The 16,686-nt window shown below is 70.0% G+C and carries 16 protein-coding genes and 1 tRNA gene; 7 read left to right on the forward strand and 10 right to left on the reverse strand.

The genetic code is table 11. The features are described from left to right. Positions 1–3 precede the first annotated feature (3 nt). From M1105_RS19595 to M1105_RS19610, 4 genes are read right to left on the reverse strand one after another with little or no spacing between them, the layout of a single operon-like run. Complete coding sequence (locus tag M1105_RS19595) at positions 4–786, reverse strand: class I SAM-dependent methyltransferase (protein ID WP_249582071.1); 783 nt, start codon at positions 784–786, stop codon at positions 4–6. Beyond that, positions 783–1,868: a glycosyltransferase family 4 protein gene (locus tag M1105_RS19600; RefSeq protein WP_249582072.1), complete on the reverse strand. Its 1,086-nt coding sequence runs from the start codon at positions 1,866–1,868 to the stop codon at positions 783–785. The genes M1105_RS19595 and M1105_RS19600 overlap by 4 nt, the downstream gene beginning before the upstream one ends. Further along, positions 1,865–2,263 carry a 6-pyruvoyl trahydropterin synthase family protein gene (locus M1105_RS19605; RefSeq protein WP_249582073.1) on the reverse strand — a complete coding sequence of 133 codons (399 nt, stop codon included), beginning with the start codon at positions 2,261–2,263 and terminating at the stop codon, positions 1,865–1,867. Before M1105_RS19605 ends, M1105_RS19600 begins: the two co-directional genes overlap by 4 nt. Positions 2,264–2,265: 2 nt before the next feature. Further along, positions 2,266–3,258 carry a zinc-dependent alcohol dehydrogenase gene (locus M1105_RS19610; protein ID WP_249582074.1) on the reverse strand — a complete coding sequence of 331 codons (993 nt, stop codon included), beginning with the start codon at positions 3,256–3,258 and terminating at the stop codon, positions 2,266–2,268. Between the two features lie 81 nt (positions 3,259–3,339). Between M1105_RS19610 and mdoH the strand changes: the two genes are divergently transcribed. The 4 genes from mdoH to M1105_RS19630 all read left to right on the forward strand — a co-directional run bounded on the left by mdoH (position 3,340) and on the right by M1105_RS19630 (position 8,225). Then, positions 3,340–5,199 (forward strand): glucans biosynthesis glucosyltransferase MdoH, encoded by a 1,860-nt coding sequence (gene mdoH / locus M1105_RS19615; RefSeq protein WP_249582075.1) that lies wholly within the window; start codon positions 3,340–3,342, stop codon positions 5,197–5,199. Between the two features lie 164 nt (positions 5,200–5,363). Next, positions 5,364–6,359 carry an N-acetyltransferase DgcN gene (gene dgcN, locus M1105_RS19620; RefSeq protein WP_249582076.1) on the forward strand — a complete coding sequence of 332 codons (996 nt, stop codon included), beginning with the start codon at positions 5,364–5,366 and terminating at the stop codon, positions 6,357–6,359. Positions 6,360–6,361: 2 nt separating this feature from the next. Further along, complete coding sequence (gene dgcA / locus M1105_RS19625) at positions 6,362–7,342, forward strand: N-acetyl-D-Glu racemase DgcA (RefSeq protein WP_264759748.1); 981 nt, start codon at positions 6,362–6,364, stop codon at positions 7,340–7,342. Positions 7,343–7,370: 28 nt separating this feature from the next. Next, entirely contained in the window at positions 7,371–8,225 is an 855-nt protein-coding gene (locus M1105_RS19630) for a D-amino-acid transaminase (protein ID WP_249582078.1), read from the forward strand. A gap of 195 nt (positions 8,226–8,420) precedes the next feature. Here the strand turns inward: M1105_RS19630 and M1105_RS19635 are convergent, their stop codons facing one another. The 4 genes from M1105_RS19635 to M1105_RS19650 form a co-directional block, all read right to left on the reverse strand. Next, positions 8,421–9,725 (reverse strand): O-acetylhomoserine aminocarboxypropyltransferase/cysteine synthase family protein, encoded by a 1,305-nt coding sequence (locus tag M1105_RS19635; protein WP_249582079.1) that lies wholly within the window; start codon positions 9,723–9,725, stop codon positions 8,421–8,423. Between the two features lie 104 nt (positions 9,726–9,829). Then, on the reverse strand, positions 9,830–10,138 hold the full coding sequence (locus tag M1105_RS19640; RefSeq protein WP_249582080.1) for an antibiotic biosynthesis monooxygenase family protein: 309 nt from the start codon (positions 10,136–10,138) through the stop codon (positions 9,830–9,832). A 13-nt stretch (positions 10,139–10,151) separates the two neighbouring features. Next, positions 10,152–10,646 carry a CoA-binding protein gene (locus M1105_RS19645; protein ID WP_249582081.1) on the reverse strand — a complete coding sequence of 165 codons (495 nt, stop codon included), beginning with the start codon at positions 10,644–10,646 and terminating at the stop codon, positions 10,152–10,154. A 247-nt stretch (positions 10,647–10,893) separates the two neighbouring features. Further along, entirely contained in the window at positions 10,894–11,640 is a 747-nt protein-coding gene (locus M1105_RS19650; RefSeq protein ID WP_249582082.1) for a TrmH family RNA methyltransferase, read from the reverse strand. 330 nt (positions 11,641–11,970) lie between these two features. Between M1105_RS19650 and M1105_RS19655 the strand changes: the two genes are divergently transcribed. Further along, positions 11,971–12,056 (forward strand) — tRNA-Tyr (locus M1105_RS19655). 460 nt (positions 12,057–12,516) lie between these two features. On the opposite strand, the gene M1105_RS19660 is transcribed toward M1105_RS19655, so the two are convergent. Next, positions 12,517–12,981, reverse strand: coding sequence for a hypothetical protein (locus M1105_RS19660; RefSeq protein ID WP_249582083.1), 465 nt, complete (start codon positions 12,979–12,981; stop codon positions 12,517–12,519). A 546-nt stretch (positions 12,982–13,527) separates the two neighbouring features. On the opposite strand from M1105_RS19660, the gene M1105_RS19665 reads away from it, so the two are divergent. Together M1105_RS19665 and M1105_RS19670 are read left to right on the forward strand one after the other, a co-directional pair. Continuing rightward, positions 13,528–14,433: a DUF2189 domain-containing protein gene (locus M1105_RS19665; protein ID WP_249582084.1), complete on the forward strand. Its 906-nt coding sequence runs from the start codon at positions 13,528–13,530 to the stop codon at positions 14,431–14,433. A gap of 216 nt (positions 14,434–14,649) precedes the next feature. After that, entirely contained in the window at positions 14,650–15,582 is a 933-nt protein-coding gene (locus M1105_RS19670; RefSeq protein WP_249582085.1) for a VOC family protein, read from the forward strand. Positions 15,583–15,606: 24 nt separating this feature from the next. On the opposite strand, the gene M1105_RS19675 is transcribed toward M1105_RS19670, so the two are convergent. Next, a complete protein-coding gene (locus M1105_RS19675) occupies positions 15,607–16,548 on the reverse strand; it encodes a serine hydrolase domain-containing protein (RefSeq protein ID WP_249582086.1) in 942 nt (313 codons plus the stop codon). Between the last annotated feature and the right edge of the window lie 138 nt (positions 16,549–16,686).

Genomic DNA, 16,686 nt, shown 5'->3' on the forward strand with positions numbered 1-16,686 from the left:
CGCTCAGCCGGGCGGAAGGGCCAGCAGGTCCTTGTGACCGATGACCACGCGCGCGGCACCCTTGCGCACAGTCCACCAGTCTCCCGCCGCCCTCCCCAGCGCGGGCCTGACCGCGGCGGCGCTGCCCTCGGCCAGCGCGGCGATCAGGGCGGCATCGCGGGGCGCCTCCAGCGCCCAGTCGCTCGGCCCCTCCTCGACCCGGTAGCCGCGCGCGGCTAGGCAGCGGGCGAGGTGGTCATGCGCATCCGGCCCCATCGCCGGCCCCAGCCCCTTGTCGCGCCGCTGGTCGGCATGGAAGGCCGAAAGGGCCGCGGCGTCGCCCGCGAAGGCGGGCTCCCAGACCTCGCGCCCGTCATAGCTGAGCACCGTGTAGAGCGCCGCGCCCGACACCGCGAGCGCATCCGCGAAACGCTCGATCCAAGCCGCGCCGCAGAGATCGAAGAAGGCCGAGGCCGTCACGAGATCGGGCGCCGGGCGCAGCAGTGCGCCCACGCCGCAGGCAAGGTCGGTCAGCTGCAACTCGACCGTCGCCCCCCGCGGCGCCCGTGCCCGGGCGCGCGCCAGCAGGCCCGCATCCGCATCCGCCAGCACCCAGTGCTGAGCCGGCCCCAGCAGCGGCGCCGTCGCCGCCATGTTGTTGCCGCTGCCGGCGCCGAGATCGACGATCCGCAGCCCTCCCGTGCGCTCCGCGAAGTGGCCGGCAAGCCGCGCCGCCAGCGCCGCGTTGCGCGCCCGCCCATCGGCCCCGGCGCGAAGGCCCAGCCAGTCGGCCGAGAAGCCGCTCATGCCCCGGCGGCCGCCACCGCCCCGCCAGGGATTTCGGCCTCGACCGCGGCCAGGGCTCCCGCGACCGCGGCGACCGTTGCCTCCCAGCGCGGCAGCCGGGGCGCCGCGCCCAGTGCGCGCGCGGCCAGCGCCCGGCGGGCCGCGGGGTCGGCGATCACGCCGCGAAGCGCCGCGGCCAGCGCCGCCTCGTCACCCGGCGGCACCAGCAGCGCTGCGCCCAGCGTCGCCTCGGCCACCGCGCCCGCGTCGGTGCCGACCACCGGCAGGCCGCGGGCGATGGCCTCGGCATAGACCATGCCGAACCCCTCGTGATGCGAGGCGAGGGCAAAGAGGTCCGCGCCGTCATACGCCAGCGCCAGCGCCGCCGCATCGGCGGCCCCCGCGAAGCTCACGCGACCCTCCAGCCCCAGCGCCGCCACCTGCGCCCGAAGCCACGCCACATGGCCGGGGTCACGGTCGTCCGCGCCGACGATGGTGAGGCGCCAGTCGAGATCGCCCAGCCGCGCCAGAGCCCCGATCAGCACGTCATGCCCCTTGCGCGGCACCAGGGTCCCGACCGAGAGGATCGCCACTCCCGGTCCGCCCGAGCCACGCGCCGGCGGCGCGGGGTCGGTCCCCGGCGGCGCCACGGTGATCCGCGCCATCGGCACCCCGTACTCGGCGGCGAGCGTCGCAGCCGTCGCCCGGCTGGTTGTGACCACCCGCGCCGCGCGGGCCAGCGCCGCGCGCTCGGACGCCGCGAGTCGGGCGGCCTCGGCCGGCGCGAGGCCCGTCTCGAGCGCAAGCGGATGGTGGCACAGCGCGACCAGAGGACCGTCGACGAGGTCGAGCAGATCGCACCCCATCCCCCCCAGCGCCAGCCCGTCGATCATCACCGGCCAGCCCGACGGGATCGCCGCCAGCCGCCGAGCGGTCTCGGCGAGCGCGGCCTCGGACGGCACGGGCCAGCCGCCCGGCAGTGGCCAGTGCACGAGATCGAGCCCCGCGGCCTTCGCCCCGGCCAGCAGCCGGCGGGCATAGCCATAGCCGCCCGTCGGCGTCTCGAGCGCGCCGGGAACAGCGAAGACCGCGCGAGCGATCACGGCCGCCCCTCGTACCAGGCGCGGGCCACGTGGCTCTCGTTCAGCGTGACGCGAATCAGGTTCAGCCCCTCGGAGCCCGGCCCCAGCCGCCCTTCGCGCGCCGCCGCGGCCACGGCGTCGAAGATGTGGCGGCACAGGAATTCGGTCGTCGTCTTGATGCCCTGGAACTGCGGCAGCGCGTCGAGATTGGCGTAGTTGATGGGCGCGAGCGTGGCCTTCAGCACGTCATGCGCGCGGCCGATGTCGACGACGATGCCATCCTCGGACAGCGTCTCGCGCATGAAGGCCACGTCGATCACATAGGTCGCGCCGTGCAGCTTCTGCGCGGGGCCAAAGACTTCGCCGGGGATGGAGTGGGCGATCATGATGTGATCGCGAACCTCGACGGCATACATGCTCAGACGGCCTCCCTGCCATATGCGACGCGCGTAGCGATACCCGCTGCACCCGGCGCCAGCAACCCGGCCAGCGCCCCGGGAAGCGCCTCGAAAGTCACTTCGCCGGTCACGAATGCGTCGACGCGCGGATCGTCCAAAAGCGCGAGCGCCCGCGACAGCCGCTCGCGGTGCGTCACCCGGACGCGCCGGGTGGGGGCGACATGGCCCACCTGGCTCGACCGGATCGTCAGGCGCTGCGAATGGAACGCCCCCCCCAGTGGCGCCGGCACCGCCGCGTCGCCGTACCAGCTCAGTTCGATCAGCGTCCCCTCGAAGCGCAACGCCCCAAGCCCCGCCGCGAGACCTGCCGCCGTCGCCGAGGTGTGAAAGACCAGATCATGATCGGGCACGAGTTCGCCGGGATTACGAAACTTCACGCCAAATTCAGCCGCGAGCGCCTCGCGCTCCGGTAGAATGTCGCAGGCCGTGACCTCGAGATCCTCCCGCCGCGAGAGCAGCGCCATGACAAGAAGCCCCAACAGCCCCATCCCGATCACGGCGACCCGCGCGCCGGGTGCCAGGGCGGGCGCCGCGTCCCAGATCGCGTTCAGCGCCGTCTCCATGTTCGCGGCCAGGACGGCGCGGCCCGGGGGCACGCCCTCGGGCACCGGCAGGACGGAACTGGCCGGCAGGCGGATGCGGTCCTGATGAGGATGCAGCGCGAAGACGGTGCGGCCGATCAGGCGTGCGTCGCCCGCGACGACTCGACCAACGGCGGCATAGCCATATTTCACCGGGAACGGGAAGTCGCCCTGCTGGAACGGCGCGCGCATCCGCGAGTGTTCGCCGGACGGAACGCGGCCCTCCCAGACCAGCCGCTCGGTCCCCCGGCTGAGCGCCGAGGCGCAGGTCTCGACCTCGACCCAGCCGGCGTGGAGCGGCGGCAACGGGTTCGGGCGAAGTTCGGCCGCGCGCGGGGCGGTGTACCAGAGGGCGCGAGCCGTGTCGGTCATGCCGGGGGCCGTCCTTGAAGGTTTCGGGGCGCGCGACAACATAGGCACCGCAACGCGGTCCGGAAAGGACGATCGATCACCATGCCGACTGACATCACCCCGCCCGCCCAGACCGCCGACCGGATCGGTGCCGTGGCCGCGCATCCGGGGCAGGTGGCGCTGACGCCAGCGGGCCTGCAACCGCGGGGCGCGCTGACGGCGCGGCGCGCAGCCTTCCTGAGCCTCAACCTGGCCACCCTGGCCGCGCTGGGCTGGGGAGTGGCGCAGGTGTTCGGCGCGGGAGGCTGGTCGGCTGCGGACATCGTGATGATGGCCTGCTTCCTTCTGGGCGCGCCCTGGACGGTCATGGGGGTGTGGAACGCGCTGGTCGGCGTCTGGCTGCTGCATGGCCGCCGCGACGGGCTGGCGCTGGCCGCGCCGCATCTGGCGGCGGCCGAGGGCGGCGCGCCGCTGACGCAGCGCACCGCCATCGCGATGACCGTTCGGAACGAGGACCCCACCCGCTCGTTCCAGAAGCTAGCCGAGATCCGCCGCAGCCTCGACGCCACCGGGCAGGGCCACCGCTTCGACATCTTCGTGCTGTCGGACACCACCGAGCCCGAGGTCGCCACGGCCGAGGAGCGGCTGTTCGAGGCCATGCGACCCGCCCTTGGACAGGGCGCCGCCTACCGCCGCCGCACCGGCAACACCGGCTTCAAGGCCGGCAACGTGCGCGATTTCCTGATGACGATGGGTCGCGATCACAGCTTCTACCTGCCGCTCGACAGCGACAGCCTGATGTCCGGCGAGGCGATCGTGCGGATGCAGCGGATCATGGAGGCATACCCCCGCATCGGCATCCTGCAGAGCCTCGTGGTCGGCGCCCCCGCCACCAGCTTCTTCGCGCGCGTCTTCCAGTTCGGCATGCGCCACGGGATGCGCAGCTACACCATGGGCGCAGCCTGGTGGCAGGGCGACTGCGGCCCCTACTGGGGCCACAACGCGCTCATCCGCGTGCAGCCCTTCCGCCGCCACACCCGCCTGCCGGTGCTGCCGGGCAAGCCGCCGCTGGGCGGCCACATCCTCAGCCACGACCAAGTCGAGGCCGTGCTGGTGCGCCGAGCGGGATACGAGGTGCGCGTCATGCCCGTCGAGACCGAGAGCTGGGAGGAGAACCCGCCGACCCTGATGGACTTCACCAAGCGCGATCTGCGCTGGTGTCAGGGTAACATGCAGTACTGGCGCCTTCTGGGGCTGCGCGGGCTTCAGCCGGTGTCGCATTTCCAGCTGTTCGCCGCGATCATGATGTATTTCGCGGCGCCTGCATGGATGGTGATGACGGTGGCCGCCGCCGCGCGCATGGTGCAGGGCGACGTGGCGGGCATCGACGTGGCCTTCGGCATCGCGATGTTCTTCGTGATGTTTGCCGTCAGCCTCGTGCCGAAGCTTCTGGGCATGTTCGACATCCTGCTGACCCCTGGCGGCACGGCGCGCTACGGCGGCACGGCGCGCTTCCTCGCGGGCGGGCTGGTCGAGACGGTGTTCTCGATTCTGATGGCGCCGGTCGTGGCCTTTCGGGTGAGCCTGTTCCTCGCGGGGCTCGCGATGGGCAAGTCGGTGATCTGGGGCGCGCAGAACCGCGACGCCTACCGCCTCTCATGGGCCGATGCTGCGCGCGGGCTGTGGCCGCAGACGCTGTTCGGGGCGGGGCTGTTCGCGCTGATCCTCGTCTATGCGGGGCCCGGCGTCGTGGTCTGGGCGGCGCCGATGCTGACGGGGCTCATGCTGGCGATCCCCTTCGCGGTGCTGACGGCGAGCCCGTCCCTGGGAAGGCTTGCGGCGCGGCTCGGCCTGTGCGCCGTGCCGGACGAGCGCGCGCTGCCGCGCGAACTTGCCAGTACCGGGTATGCCGGCACACCCGCGCCCGAAACACCCGCGCCCGCGCCCCTGCGCGCCGCCTGAGGGGGGGGGGCGTCCGGGGCGCGCTGCGGGGCTCGGGCGTCGTCGCGGCCCGCCTTGACGCGGCGGCGCTGGACCTATCGAATGTGGCCGCTGGCCCCTTGTGGCATTCCGAAGCCTCGGGATAGCCACAAGCTCAAATCCCGCTTTCCCCGGAGGTCCGTCCCATGTCGCTCGCGCATCCCTACCTGCTGTTCTTGGGCGACGCGCCCGACCCGCTCGCCGCCAAGGTCGCGCAGGGCATCCGCGACTGGCGTCCCGAGGCCAGCGTCGGTCAGTTCCGCATGCCCGGCTGCAACGCCGACATGCGGCTGCCGGACATGACCATCGCCGAAGCCGCGGCCGCCGGCGCGCGCACGCTGGTGATCGGCGTGGCCAACCGCGGCGGGGTGATATCGGAGGCCTGGCAGTCCGTGCTCATCGAGGCGATGGAGGCGGGAATGGACATCGCCGCGGGCCTTCACACCCTGCTGCGCGACCAGCCCGCGCTGGTCGAGGCGGCAGCCCGCACCGGCCACCTGCTGCACGACGTGCGCCTGCCCGACCGCAAGTATCCCATCGGCGACGGGCGCAGGCGCAGCGGCAAGCGGCTGCTGGCGGTCGGCACCGACTGCTCCTGCGGCAAGATGTACACCGCGCTCGCGATGGAGAAGACCATGCGCGCGCGCGGCATGAAGGCCGATTTCCGCGCCACCGGCCAGACCGGCATCCTGATCACCGGCGAGGGCGTGCCGCTCGACGCGGTGATCGCCGACTTCATGGCCGGCGCGGTCGAGGTGCTGACGCCCGACAACGACGCCGACCACTGGGATCTGATCGAGGGCCAGGGGTCGCTGTTCCACCCGTCCTATTCGGGCGTGACCATGGCGCTGATCCATGGCGGGCAGGCGGACGCGCTGGTGCTGTGCCACGAGCCCACGCGCAGCCACATGCGTGGCCTGCCACACTATCCCTCGCCGTCGATCGACGATCTGGGGCCGCTGGTGCTGCCGCTCGGCCGGATCGTGAACCCGGACGTGCGCATCATCGGCTGCTCGATCAACACCGCGGCGCTGTCGGAGGACGAGGCGCAGGAATACCTCGCCGCGACCGAGAAACGTCTCGGCATGCCCTGCGTCGATCCCTTCCGGCACGGCGCCGACCGGCTGGTGGACGCGCTGTGAGCCTGACGCTGGTAACGGAAGTCCGCAGCTTCCCCATCGCGGGCAGGTTCACGATCAGCCGCGGCAGCCGGACCGAGGCGGTGGTGGTCGAGGCCCGCCTCTCGGCCGGTGGCATCACCGGCCGAGGCGAGTGCGTGCCCTATGCCCGCTATGGCGAGACGGTCGAGAGCGTGACGGCGCAGATCGAAGGGCTGCGCGGCGCGCTGACCGCCGGCCTCGAACGCGCCGGGCTGCAGGCGGCGCTGCCCGCGGGCGCCGCGAGGAACGCGCTCGACTGCGCCTTCTGGGATCTCGAGTCGAAGCGCGCCGGGCGCCGGGTGTGGCAGCTTGCGGGCCTGCCCGCGCCGGGGCCCGAGATCACCGCCTACACGCTCTCGCTGGACACGCCCGAGGCGATGCGCGCCAAGGCGGCCCAGCACGCCCACCGCCCGCTCCTCAAGATCAAGCTGGGCGGCGGCCCCGAGGACATCGCGCGCCTGCAGGCGGTGCGCGAGGGCGCGCCCGATGCGCGCATCATCATCGACGCAAACGAAGGGTGGACGGCCCAAAGCTATGCCGAAATTGCCCCCGTAATTCTCGCCCTCGGCGTCGAGATGGTCGAGCAGCCCCTGCCCGCGGGCGACGACGCGGCGCTCGCCACCATCGCCCGGCCCCTGCCCGTCTGCGCGGACGAGAGCTGCCACGACCGCGCCTCGCTGCCCGGGCTCGCGGGCAAGTACGACATGGTCAACATCAAGCTCGACAAGACCGGCGGGCTGACCGAGGCGCTGGCGCTGCGCGCCGCAGCCGAGGCCGCGGGCTACAAGGTGATGGTGGGTTGCATGCTGGGCTCGTCGCTTGCGATGGCGCCCGCGCTGCTGGTGGCCCAAGGCGTGGCGGTCACCGACCTCGACGGCCCGCTGCTGCTGGCCGAGGACCGCCCGCACGGGCTGAAATTCGACGCGGCGGGGGTCCACCCGCCCGAGGCGGCGCTCTGGGGCTGATGCCCGGGGCCGATGGACGGAGACGGGAATGAGCAGGACGGTCCATGTGAACGGCGCCTATGTGCCCGAGGAGGAGGCGAAGATCTCGGTCTTCGACCGCGGCTTCCTGATGGCGGACGGCGTCTATGAAGTCACCTCGGTGCTGGAGGGCAGGCTCTGCGACTTCGCGGGTCACATCGCGCGCCTGCATCGCTCGCTGCGCGAGCTCGACATGCCCGCGCCGGTGAGCGACGACGCGCTCCTCGTCATCCACCGCGAACTGGTGGCGCGCAATGGCGTCGAGGAGGGGCTGGTCTATCTTCAGGTGACCCGCGGCGCGCATGACCGCGACTTCGCCTGGCCCGAGGGGCTGACGCCGTCCCTTGTGCTGTTCACGCAGGCAAAGCCCCTGATCCGGTCCGCCGCCGCCGCCCGCGGCATCCGGGTCGTCTCGGTCGAGGACCTGCGCTGGCGCCGGCGCGACATCAAGACGGTGCAGCTGCTCTACCCCAGCCTCGCCAAGATGGATGCAAAGAAGCGCGGGGTCGATGACGCCTGGCTGGTCGAGGATGGGCTGGTGACCGAGGGCACCTCGAACAACGCCTGGATCGTGACGAAGGGCGGCAGCATCGTGACCCGGCAGCTCTCGAACGACATCCTGCACGGCATCACCCGCGCGGCGGTCCTGAAGCTTGCCGCCGAGGCGCAGCTGAGGGTCGAGGAGCGCCCCTTCACCATCGCCGAGGCGCAGGACGCGGCCGAGGCCTTCTCGACCGCCGCGTCGAGCTTCGTCATGCCGGTGGTCGAGATCGACGGCAAGCGGCTCGGCGACGGCAAGCCCGGGCCGGTCGCCCGGCGCCTGCGCGACATCTACGTCGAGAACGCGATGGCCACCGCCATCTGACGCCGCACTGGGCTGGCGCGGGCCGGCCGGCTGCCGTCTCCCGCTTCTCACGAGTCTGACTGATACCGCCCGGCCCCTGCCGCCCCGGGCTTGTGCCCCGGGGCGTCGCGCAGTCGTCGCTTGGAACGAGGCCCCGGCGCTGTGGCCGGGGCAGCGGGCCTTCGAACGCGCGGTTCCGGCCGGCGCAGGTTTCCGTTACGCCGTGCGCTTGATCCCGGTCGCCTTCTCCAGCGCCTGGTCGAGATCGGCGATGATGTCCGCCGGGTCCTCGATGCCGATCGAAAGGCGGACCACCCCGTCGCCCGCCCCCGCCGCCGCCCGCTGCTCGGGCGAAAGCTGGCGATGCGTGGTCGAGGCCGAGTGGATGATCAGCGAACGCGCATCGCCGAGATTGGCGACATGGCTGAAGATCTCGACCGCATCGACCATCTTCACACAGGCGTCGTAGCCGCCCTTGAGCTCGATCGTGAACAGCGCGCCCGCGCCCTTCGGGTAGAGCCTGCGCACCCGCCGGTAATAGGGCGACGACTTGAGCCCGGCATAGGTGACCGCCGCGATGCGCGGGTCGGCCTCCAGCCAGTCGGCCACGCGCCGCGCGTTCGCCACGTGCCGCCCCATCCGCAGACTCAGCGTCTCGATGCCCAGAAGCGTGATGAAGGCGTTCTGCGGGCTCTGGCACATGCCGAGGTCGCGCAGGCCCACCGCGTGACCGTGCAGCGTGTAGGCGAGCGGCCCGAAGGTCTCGTGGAACCTCAGCCCGTGATAGGCCGGCTCGGGCTCGGACAGCGAGGGGAACTTGCCTGCGGCCGTCCAGTCGAACTTGCCGGAATCGACCACCGCTCCGCCCATCACGGTGCCGTTGCCCGAGAGATACTTGGTGGTCGAATGCACGACGATGGTCGCGCCCTGCTCTATCGGCCGGCACAGATAGGGGGTGGCCGTGGTGTTGTCGACGATCAGGGGCACGCCCTTCTTCTCGGCTACGGCCGCGATCTTCGGAATGTCGGCGACGTGGCCGCCGGGGTTCGCGATCGACTCGCAGAAGATCGCTTTCGTGCGTTTGGTGCAGGCCTTGGCGATCTCGCCCGGCTTGTCGATGTCGACGAACTTCGCCTCCCACCCGAAGCGGCGGATGGTCTGGCTGAACTGCGTGACGGTGCCGCCATAGAGCCGGTTCGACACCACGATGTTGTCGCCCGGCCCCATCAGCGGGAACAGCGCCATGATCTGCGCCGCATGGCCCGACGAGGTGGCCACGGCGCCCACGCCGCCTTCCAGCGTCGCAATCCGCTCCTGCAGCACCGCGACCGTGGGGTTGGTGAGGCGCGAATAGATGAAGCCCACTTCCTGCAGGTTGAACAGCGCCGCCGCGTGCTCGGCGTCGCGGAAGACATAGGCGGTCGTCTGGTAGATCGGCGTCTGGCGCGCCCCGGTCGCGGGGTCCGGCCGCGCGCCTGCGTGGATCTGGAGCGTGTCGAAGCCGTAGCTGCGTTCGGTCATGGTCGTTCCCCCGATGCTGGTCCGGGCGCCATGCATATCGCGCCGCCGCACGAAGTTACAGACGGGATTTGGCACCCCAGCGGCATCGGTGGCGGGCCGGGGCTTCAGGCTCCCTCGACCGGCTCGTAGCCCTCGAACTCGGGCGGGCCCAGGTAGAGGCCGCGACTGTCGCCCGCCTGCGCATGGGCCCGGCGGAACGCCTCGGAACGCGTCCAGGCCTCGAAGGCAGCGCGGCTTTCCCACACCGAATGCGAGCAGTAGAGCGAATGGGCGTCCGTACGCGGCCCGCGCAGCAGGTGGAACGACCGGAAGCCGGGCACCGCTTCGAGATGCGACTTGCGCCCGGTCCAGATCGCCTCGAACTCGGCCTCGCGGCCGGGCACGATGCGGAAGCGGTTCATCGCGACGAACATCGCCCCCCCGACCTCAGCGCAGGCGCGACGAGAGCACGCCGGAATTGATCCCGCCCCAGCTCAACTCGCCCCACAGGCGCTGGTATTCCATCTTGGGGCACCGGTCCATGATGACCGTCAGCCCCTTTGCCTCGGCCCGCGCGGCGGCGGCATGGTCGATCACGCCGATCTGCATCCAGATCGTCTTCAGGCCGCGGTCCAGGAGAACCTCGATCGCCTCGTCCACCACCGCGCCCGCCTCGGACGAGCGGCGGAAGATGTCCACCATGTCGATCGGGTCGTTCTCGCGCGGGATGGCGGCAAGGCTCTCGATCACGGTCTCGCCAAAGGCGGTCTGCCCGGCATAGCGCGGGTTCACCGGGATCACCTTGTAGCCCTTGAGCTTGAGATACCGCGCGACGTAGAAGCTTGGCCGCACCTCGTTGAGCGAGACGCCGACCGTGGCGATGGTTCTGGTGCCCGTCAGCACCTCGCGCAGATGCTCATGCGTGTAGCTCAGTTCTGGCATAACCCGATCCCGCGCCGCGGCGCCCCAGCGACGATAAAAAAGTCCGCCGGCTTACCTTTTGGGGAGAAGACCGGCGGACATCAAGTCGGAACGAGGGACAGTGAGTGTCGGAGCGGGGTGTTCAGATCCGCTCCCATTAACAATATGGGACGAGCGCGAAGATTCCGTAACCCTCTGTCGCAATGTCGTGAGGAATTTTTTCCCGCCTGCCGGATTGGCTCTGCACAGGGCGGATGCAACCTGCCTTTCAGCCGCGCATCGCCGCCAGGTGAAGCGCGACCGCGGCCGCATTCGACACGTTGAGCGAGGCGAAATCCCGCGCCGCCGTGATTCGCGCGAGGCTGTCGCAAAGCTCGCGCGTCCGCGGCCTCAGTCCCGGCCCCTCGGCACCCAGGACCAGCCCGAGCGGCTGCCCCCGGCTTGCCGCCACTGCCGCGTCGAGCGTGGCCTCGGCCGCGCCGTCGAGACCGATCAGCACATAGCCGAGGCCGCGCAACTCCTCCATCGCGTCGCCAAGATTGCGCACCCTCAGATACGGCTGGCGCTCGAGCGCGCCCGAGGCCGACTTGGCCAGCGCCCCCGTCTCCGGGGCCGCGTGATGGCGCGGCGCGATCACCGCCCGCGCGCCGAACACCTCGGCCGAGCGCAGGATCGCGCCGACATTGTGCGGATCGGTCACGCGGTCCAGCAGCACCACCACCGGCGCAGGGTCCGCGGCGTGCGGGCGGCACAGCCCGTCGAGCCGGCCCCAGTCCAGCGGCTCGGCCTCGAGCGCCGCGCCCTGGTGCACAGATTGCGGGTCGAGCGGCGCCGGAAAGCGCCGCGGGTCCGCGATCTCGGGCGTCATGCCCGAGGTCTCGACCGCCTCGCCCAGCCGCTCGCGGGCGTTGGGCGTCAGGATCAGCCGTCGCCGCGCGCGCGCGGCGTTGAGGAGCGCGTCCCGCACGGCGTGAATGCCGAAGAGCCAAACCGTCTCGGCATCCCCCCCGCGCATCGCGTGCCGGCCCCGCGAGCCGCCGCCAGCCGGACCTCCACCGCCGCCGGGTTGCCGCCGGCCGCGGGGCTTCGATGGGGTCGGGCGCTCGGCTGGCATGGTCTGGCCCCTGCTTGGACGCTGCGCGGCATCCTATGCGCGATCCGCATCCGCGGCGCAACACGCCTTGGGCGGCAAAGCCCGCAACCCCGCCAAGATCGCCGCAACGTAGCCCCGGCCGGGCCCCGCGCGATCGCACCGGGCTCCAAATCCCCCGTTGACACGCCGCACCAACGCATCCTACACCCGCGCCCGTCACCGCATGACGCCGGGCGCCCCGCGCGCCCCCTTGGAGGGGTGGCAGAGCGGTCAAATGCAACGGACTGTAAATCCGTCGGGGTAACCCTACGCTGGTTCGAATCCAGCCCCCTCCACCACCTTCTCCTGACAAGTGTAAACGCCTGTCGAAACTCAGCTTTCCTATGCCGACCTGCACGAAATGAGCCGGCGCGTCGTAATCGGTTCGTCAAGGATTGCGCCCGCCAGGGTCGTCGGACAAGGCGTGGCGCTTCGAGATCATGTGCATCGGGAACAGCAACCCCCCTCGTTGATGTTCGACAGGCCTGGACCGAAGCGGTCGCCGAAGCCGAGCTGGTTGTGTTCCTTCCAGACGGCGTCCGCCTGCGACTTCCGCTCGACGCCGAAGGGCGGGTTTGACGAAACCTCGACCTAATGTTGAAAGAGGCATTCGTAAGGATCCGGGGACCAATTCTCTGCCCTGTTTTTAGCCTCCGCCATGTCCCGCTCTGACATGCGATCAAGCGTTCTCTGTCTTAAGGATTCCACACCAGAAATATCGTACCACAGAAATGCTTTCACGTTATCAGGTTCTACAATTCAAGCACTCGCCCATTCCTTTTCCACAATAGGCTCAAAAATTCTCCCCATATACTCTTGGGATTTTTGGCTTCCAAGGCTCGCGTGCAAGCATATATGCTCAAAGCTCTCCTTTGATTTTTGAATTTCCATGACCTTCGGATACCAGACTTCAACTCGCTCAACGCGCTCTGGACGATCTCTGTCGTCAAAGGAGACGAGGTACGATGTGGTTCGGTTGGAAAGCTCTCTCAAAATCAGGTCAGGGCCCAAGAATATCATCGCCGCCCCAAGCGTATATCCCACTCCGTAACCGACACTTCCAGGAACATCATAGTCTATTTTTACTTTGTAATGATACCAATCACCGGACAAAGTTTCGAATACGTTGGCGGGAGATCCAAATTCTCTCTCAATTTCATTACGGGTTAAATGTGATAATTCTGGAAGCTTATCTACAGCGCAGCCTGAAAGACCTGCAATCACAATAAGTCAGGCTGCAGTCCGACCGCCTGAATGAATCGACCTCATATCTGATGGTCGCTCAAAATAGCAGAGCGCTTTGATCTGCATCAATCTTCTGAAATTGAGAAATTCAATGCAGCCTTTCATTCTCGACCGCCTTCTGGGAAGTGATGCGCGCCTGCCCCGAAGGACTCTGGGAGAGTCGCTGAGCGGCATAAAGGCTTTCCGTCTTCTATGTATCCCGACCTGCCCCCGGTAGTCCCGGGGGGCCAGGCTGTTCTCTCGCCTAAGCCTTGTCGTCCGAACCCTGCACGCCGCGACGCCTCAGGTCGGCAAAGGTCATCGGCCCTCCCGGCCATTCCTCCCCGCCTCTCCGCGCACCGGACTCGGCGCTCCGCGCCGTTCTCCGGCACGCGGCTCGGCAATGTCGGGCAGGCGACTCGGGGAAGATCGTGGTATGATAATTTGAGTTGGATTGGCGGCCCGGGACTGCTCGGCCAACGCGTCTCAGATCGTGTGGACCATGCCAGGTCGCGGCTGCAACGGCTCGTGACCGGGAGGTTTGTCATGGTCGCAACGATACGAAACCCCATCGAATGGCTTGCCGACCAGATCAGCGGCGGGTCCCATCACATCGAGGCGGCGGGCGAGAGCATCGGCGGCGAGAAGGGCGAGGTGGCGCTGGAGGATATCCGTATCCGCCGCATCGAGATCGCGGACCTGCGCGACGCGGTTCGCGCCGGGATTGCGGATCTCGGGGCCTGCAGGACGGATATTGCCTTCCTCAGCGTGCTCTATCCCGTCGTCGGGCTGCTTCTGACCTACTACGCCTTCCACCAGGACGTTCTGCACTTGCTGTTCCCGATGATGGCGGGATTCGCGCTTTTGGGGCCGTTGGCGGCCGTCGGGCTCTACGAACTCAGCCGCCGGCGCGAGATGGGCGAAGCCCCGGATTGGCGGAACGCCTTCTCGGTGATCGCGTCGCCGTCATTCGGTGCGATCTTCGTGCTCGGCCTTCTCCTCGTCGGGCTGTTCGTCGTCTGGCTGATCGCCGCGCAGATCGTCTACGTCCTGACGCTGGGGCCCGCGCCGCCCACCTCGCTGGCCAGCTTCGCGCGGGACGTCCTGACGACCCAGGCGGGCTGGGCGATGATCGTGATCGGCCTTGCGGTCGGCTTCGTCTTCGCGGCCGTCGTGCTCGCGGGCAGCGTCGTCTCGTTCCCGCTTCTGGTCGACCGGCATGTGGGCGCGCCTGCGGCGATCGTGGTCTCGCTTCGCGTCACCGCGAAGAACCCGCGGACGGTCGCGGCCTGGGGCCTGCTCGTCGCGGCTGCACTGGTGGTGGGGACGATCCCGGTCTTTCTGGGTCTCGTGGTGATCCTGCCGATCCTCGGCCACGCGACCTGGCACCTGTATCGGCGCGCGGTCGGCCACGAAACGGACATCGCGCCGGTTCGCAAGGGCGCGCGCTGATCGGCGTCACCCGCGCCACGGGGAGCCGCGACCCGTGCGGACAAGCGGATCTCTCGCGAAACCACAGCGCTCGCGCAGATCCGGCGGCGCGGGAGTGATTGTTGCCGCCTCGTGAAAAGACCATCCGAGATCCCTGAGCTTTCGGCACGCATTGTCACCGAGTAAGCTCAAACCCTATCGCCATTGACATGCCGGGCCGGGCCGGGGAAGGGACGCATGATCCGTGTCATCAGGGGGCTGCACCACGTCACCGCGCTGGCGGCCGACGCGCGGGCCAACAACCAGTTCTTCACCGGCGTGCTGGGACTGCGCCGCGTCAAGAAGACGGTGAATTTCGACGCGCCGCAGGTCTACCACCTCTATTACGGCGACGAGACCGGAGCGCCCGGGACGGTGATGACGCATTTTCCGTTCCCCGGCATGGCCCGCGGCCGCCGCGGCGCCGGCGAGGCCGTTCTGACCGAGTTCGCCATCCCCGCCGGCGCGCTGCCCTGGTGGACGGCGCATCTGGCCGCGGCGGGCGTGACGGGGCTGCGCGAGGACGACGTGCTGGGCGACCGGCGTCTCGACTTCGATGGACCGGACGGCGACTCGCTCGCGCTGGTCGAGGTGGCGGGTGATGTGCGCGCGCCCTGGACGGCTGATGGCGTCCCCGGGGAGGTTGCGATCCGGGGCTTCCGCGGCGTGCGGCTGCGGCTGCGCGAGGCCGAGGGCATGACCCGCCTCCTCGCGCTGATGGGCTACGCCGAGGCCGGGCGCGACGGCGCGCTGGTCCGCCACGCCCTTGCGGCCGGCAACGGCGCGCAGGTCGTCGATCTCGAGATCGATGCGACGGCGCGCGACGCGGTGCAGGGCGCGGGGTCGGTGCACCATGTCGCCTTCTCGGTCCCCGACCGCGCGGCGCAGGACGAGGTGCGCGCGGCGCTTACGGCGTCCGGCCTGCGCGTCACCGAGCCGATCGATCGCGACTATTTCCACGCGATCTACTTCCGGGCGCCGGGCGGCGTGCTGTTCGAGGTCGCGACCGACGAGCCGGGCTTCGAGCGCGACGAGGACCGCGCGCATCTGGGCGAGGCGCTCCGCCTGCCAGCGCAGCACGAGCACCTGCGGCCCTGGCTCGAAACCCACCTGCCGCCCATCGAGGGCTAAGCGCGCGCCCCGCGGCGGCGCCGCTCAGCGCCCCAGCCACCCGCGCCGCCGCAGCGAGGCCGCAAGCTTGCCTGCGAGGACCGACGCATCCTGCCGCGGATTGCCGGGCGATCCGGCGAAGAGCGCGACGGCGTTCCGCCCGTCGGGCATCCTGACCGCCACCGCGAAGGACGTGCCGACGAACACGCCGTGATGCCAGAGATACCCTTCGGCCACATGCCAGCCGAGGCCGTAATAGCTCTCCCCGAAGGCGCCGAGCGGCCGGCTGAGGGCCTCGGGCGGGATCTCGCCGCCCAGCGCCTCGAAGATCGCCGAGGCCCGGCCCGACCAGCCGCCCGCGGCCCACAGCGCGGGGCTCGTCATCGCCAGGTCGAAGCCCGCATCCGCGGCCTCCTCCTCGTAGCGCTGCCCTGCCACGCGCTCGATGACGATGCCCAGCCAGCAGTAGCCAAGGTTCGAATAGGCCTGAACCTCGCCCGGCGGGGCCAGCAAGGGGTCGTCGACAAGCGCGAGGGCGGCATCGCGGCAGTGCACGTCGGGGCCGAACAGCCCCGCCGGAGAGGGCATCCAGCGCAGCCCCGCAGTGTGCGTCAGCAGGTGGCGGACCGTGATCTCGCGATACCGGGCGTCGCCCGCCCCCGCGACCTCGGGCACGAGATCGGCAAGCCGGTCGTCGATCGACAGCCGCCCCGACCGGACCAGCCGCAGCACCACGGCGGCCGTGACCGGCTTCGACAGGCTGGCGAGCGGCAGCACCGTCTCGGGCGTCAGCGGCCTGCCGCCCGCACCCGTCCCAAACGCCACGATCCGGGGCGCGTCGTCGTCGTCGTCGCCGCGGCCGGTGACCAGGATGGCGCCGCTCATCCCCTCGGCCCGGGCGAACCGCTTGACGACACGCTCGGGCGAGGCCGGCATCGCGATCAGGGCGCCACCGATCGCGGCAAGGACAAGCGCAAGCTTCCACATCGGCCGAGCCTGCCCCCCGATTGCGGCCGCTCCGTGACGCTCCCCCCGCCCTGAAGCGGGGTTGAGCCTCCCCAGACGATTTGGTCCACCTCTATGATGAAGCAGAGGAGGATCGAGAATGGCGAACAAGCACCACAA

This window comes from Thermohalobaculum sediminis (assembly GCF_023487995.1).
Lineage (GTDB): Bacteria > Pseudomonadota > Alphaproteobacteria > Rhodobacterales > Rhodobacteraceae > Thermohalobaculum > Thermohalobaculum sediminis.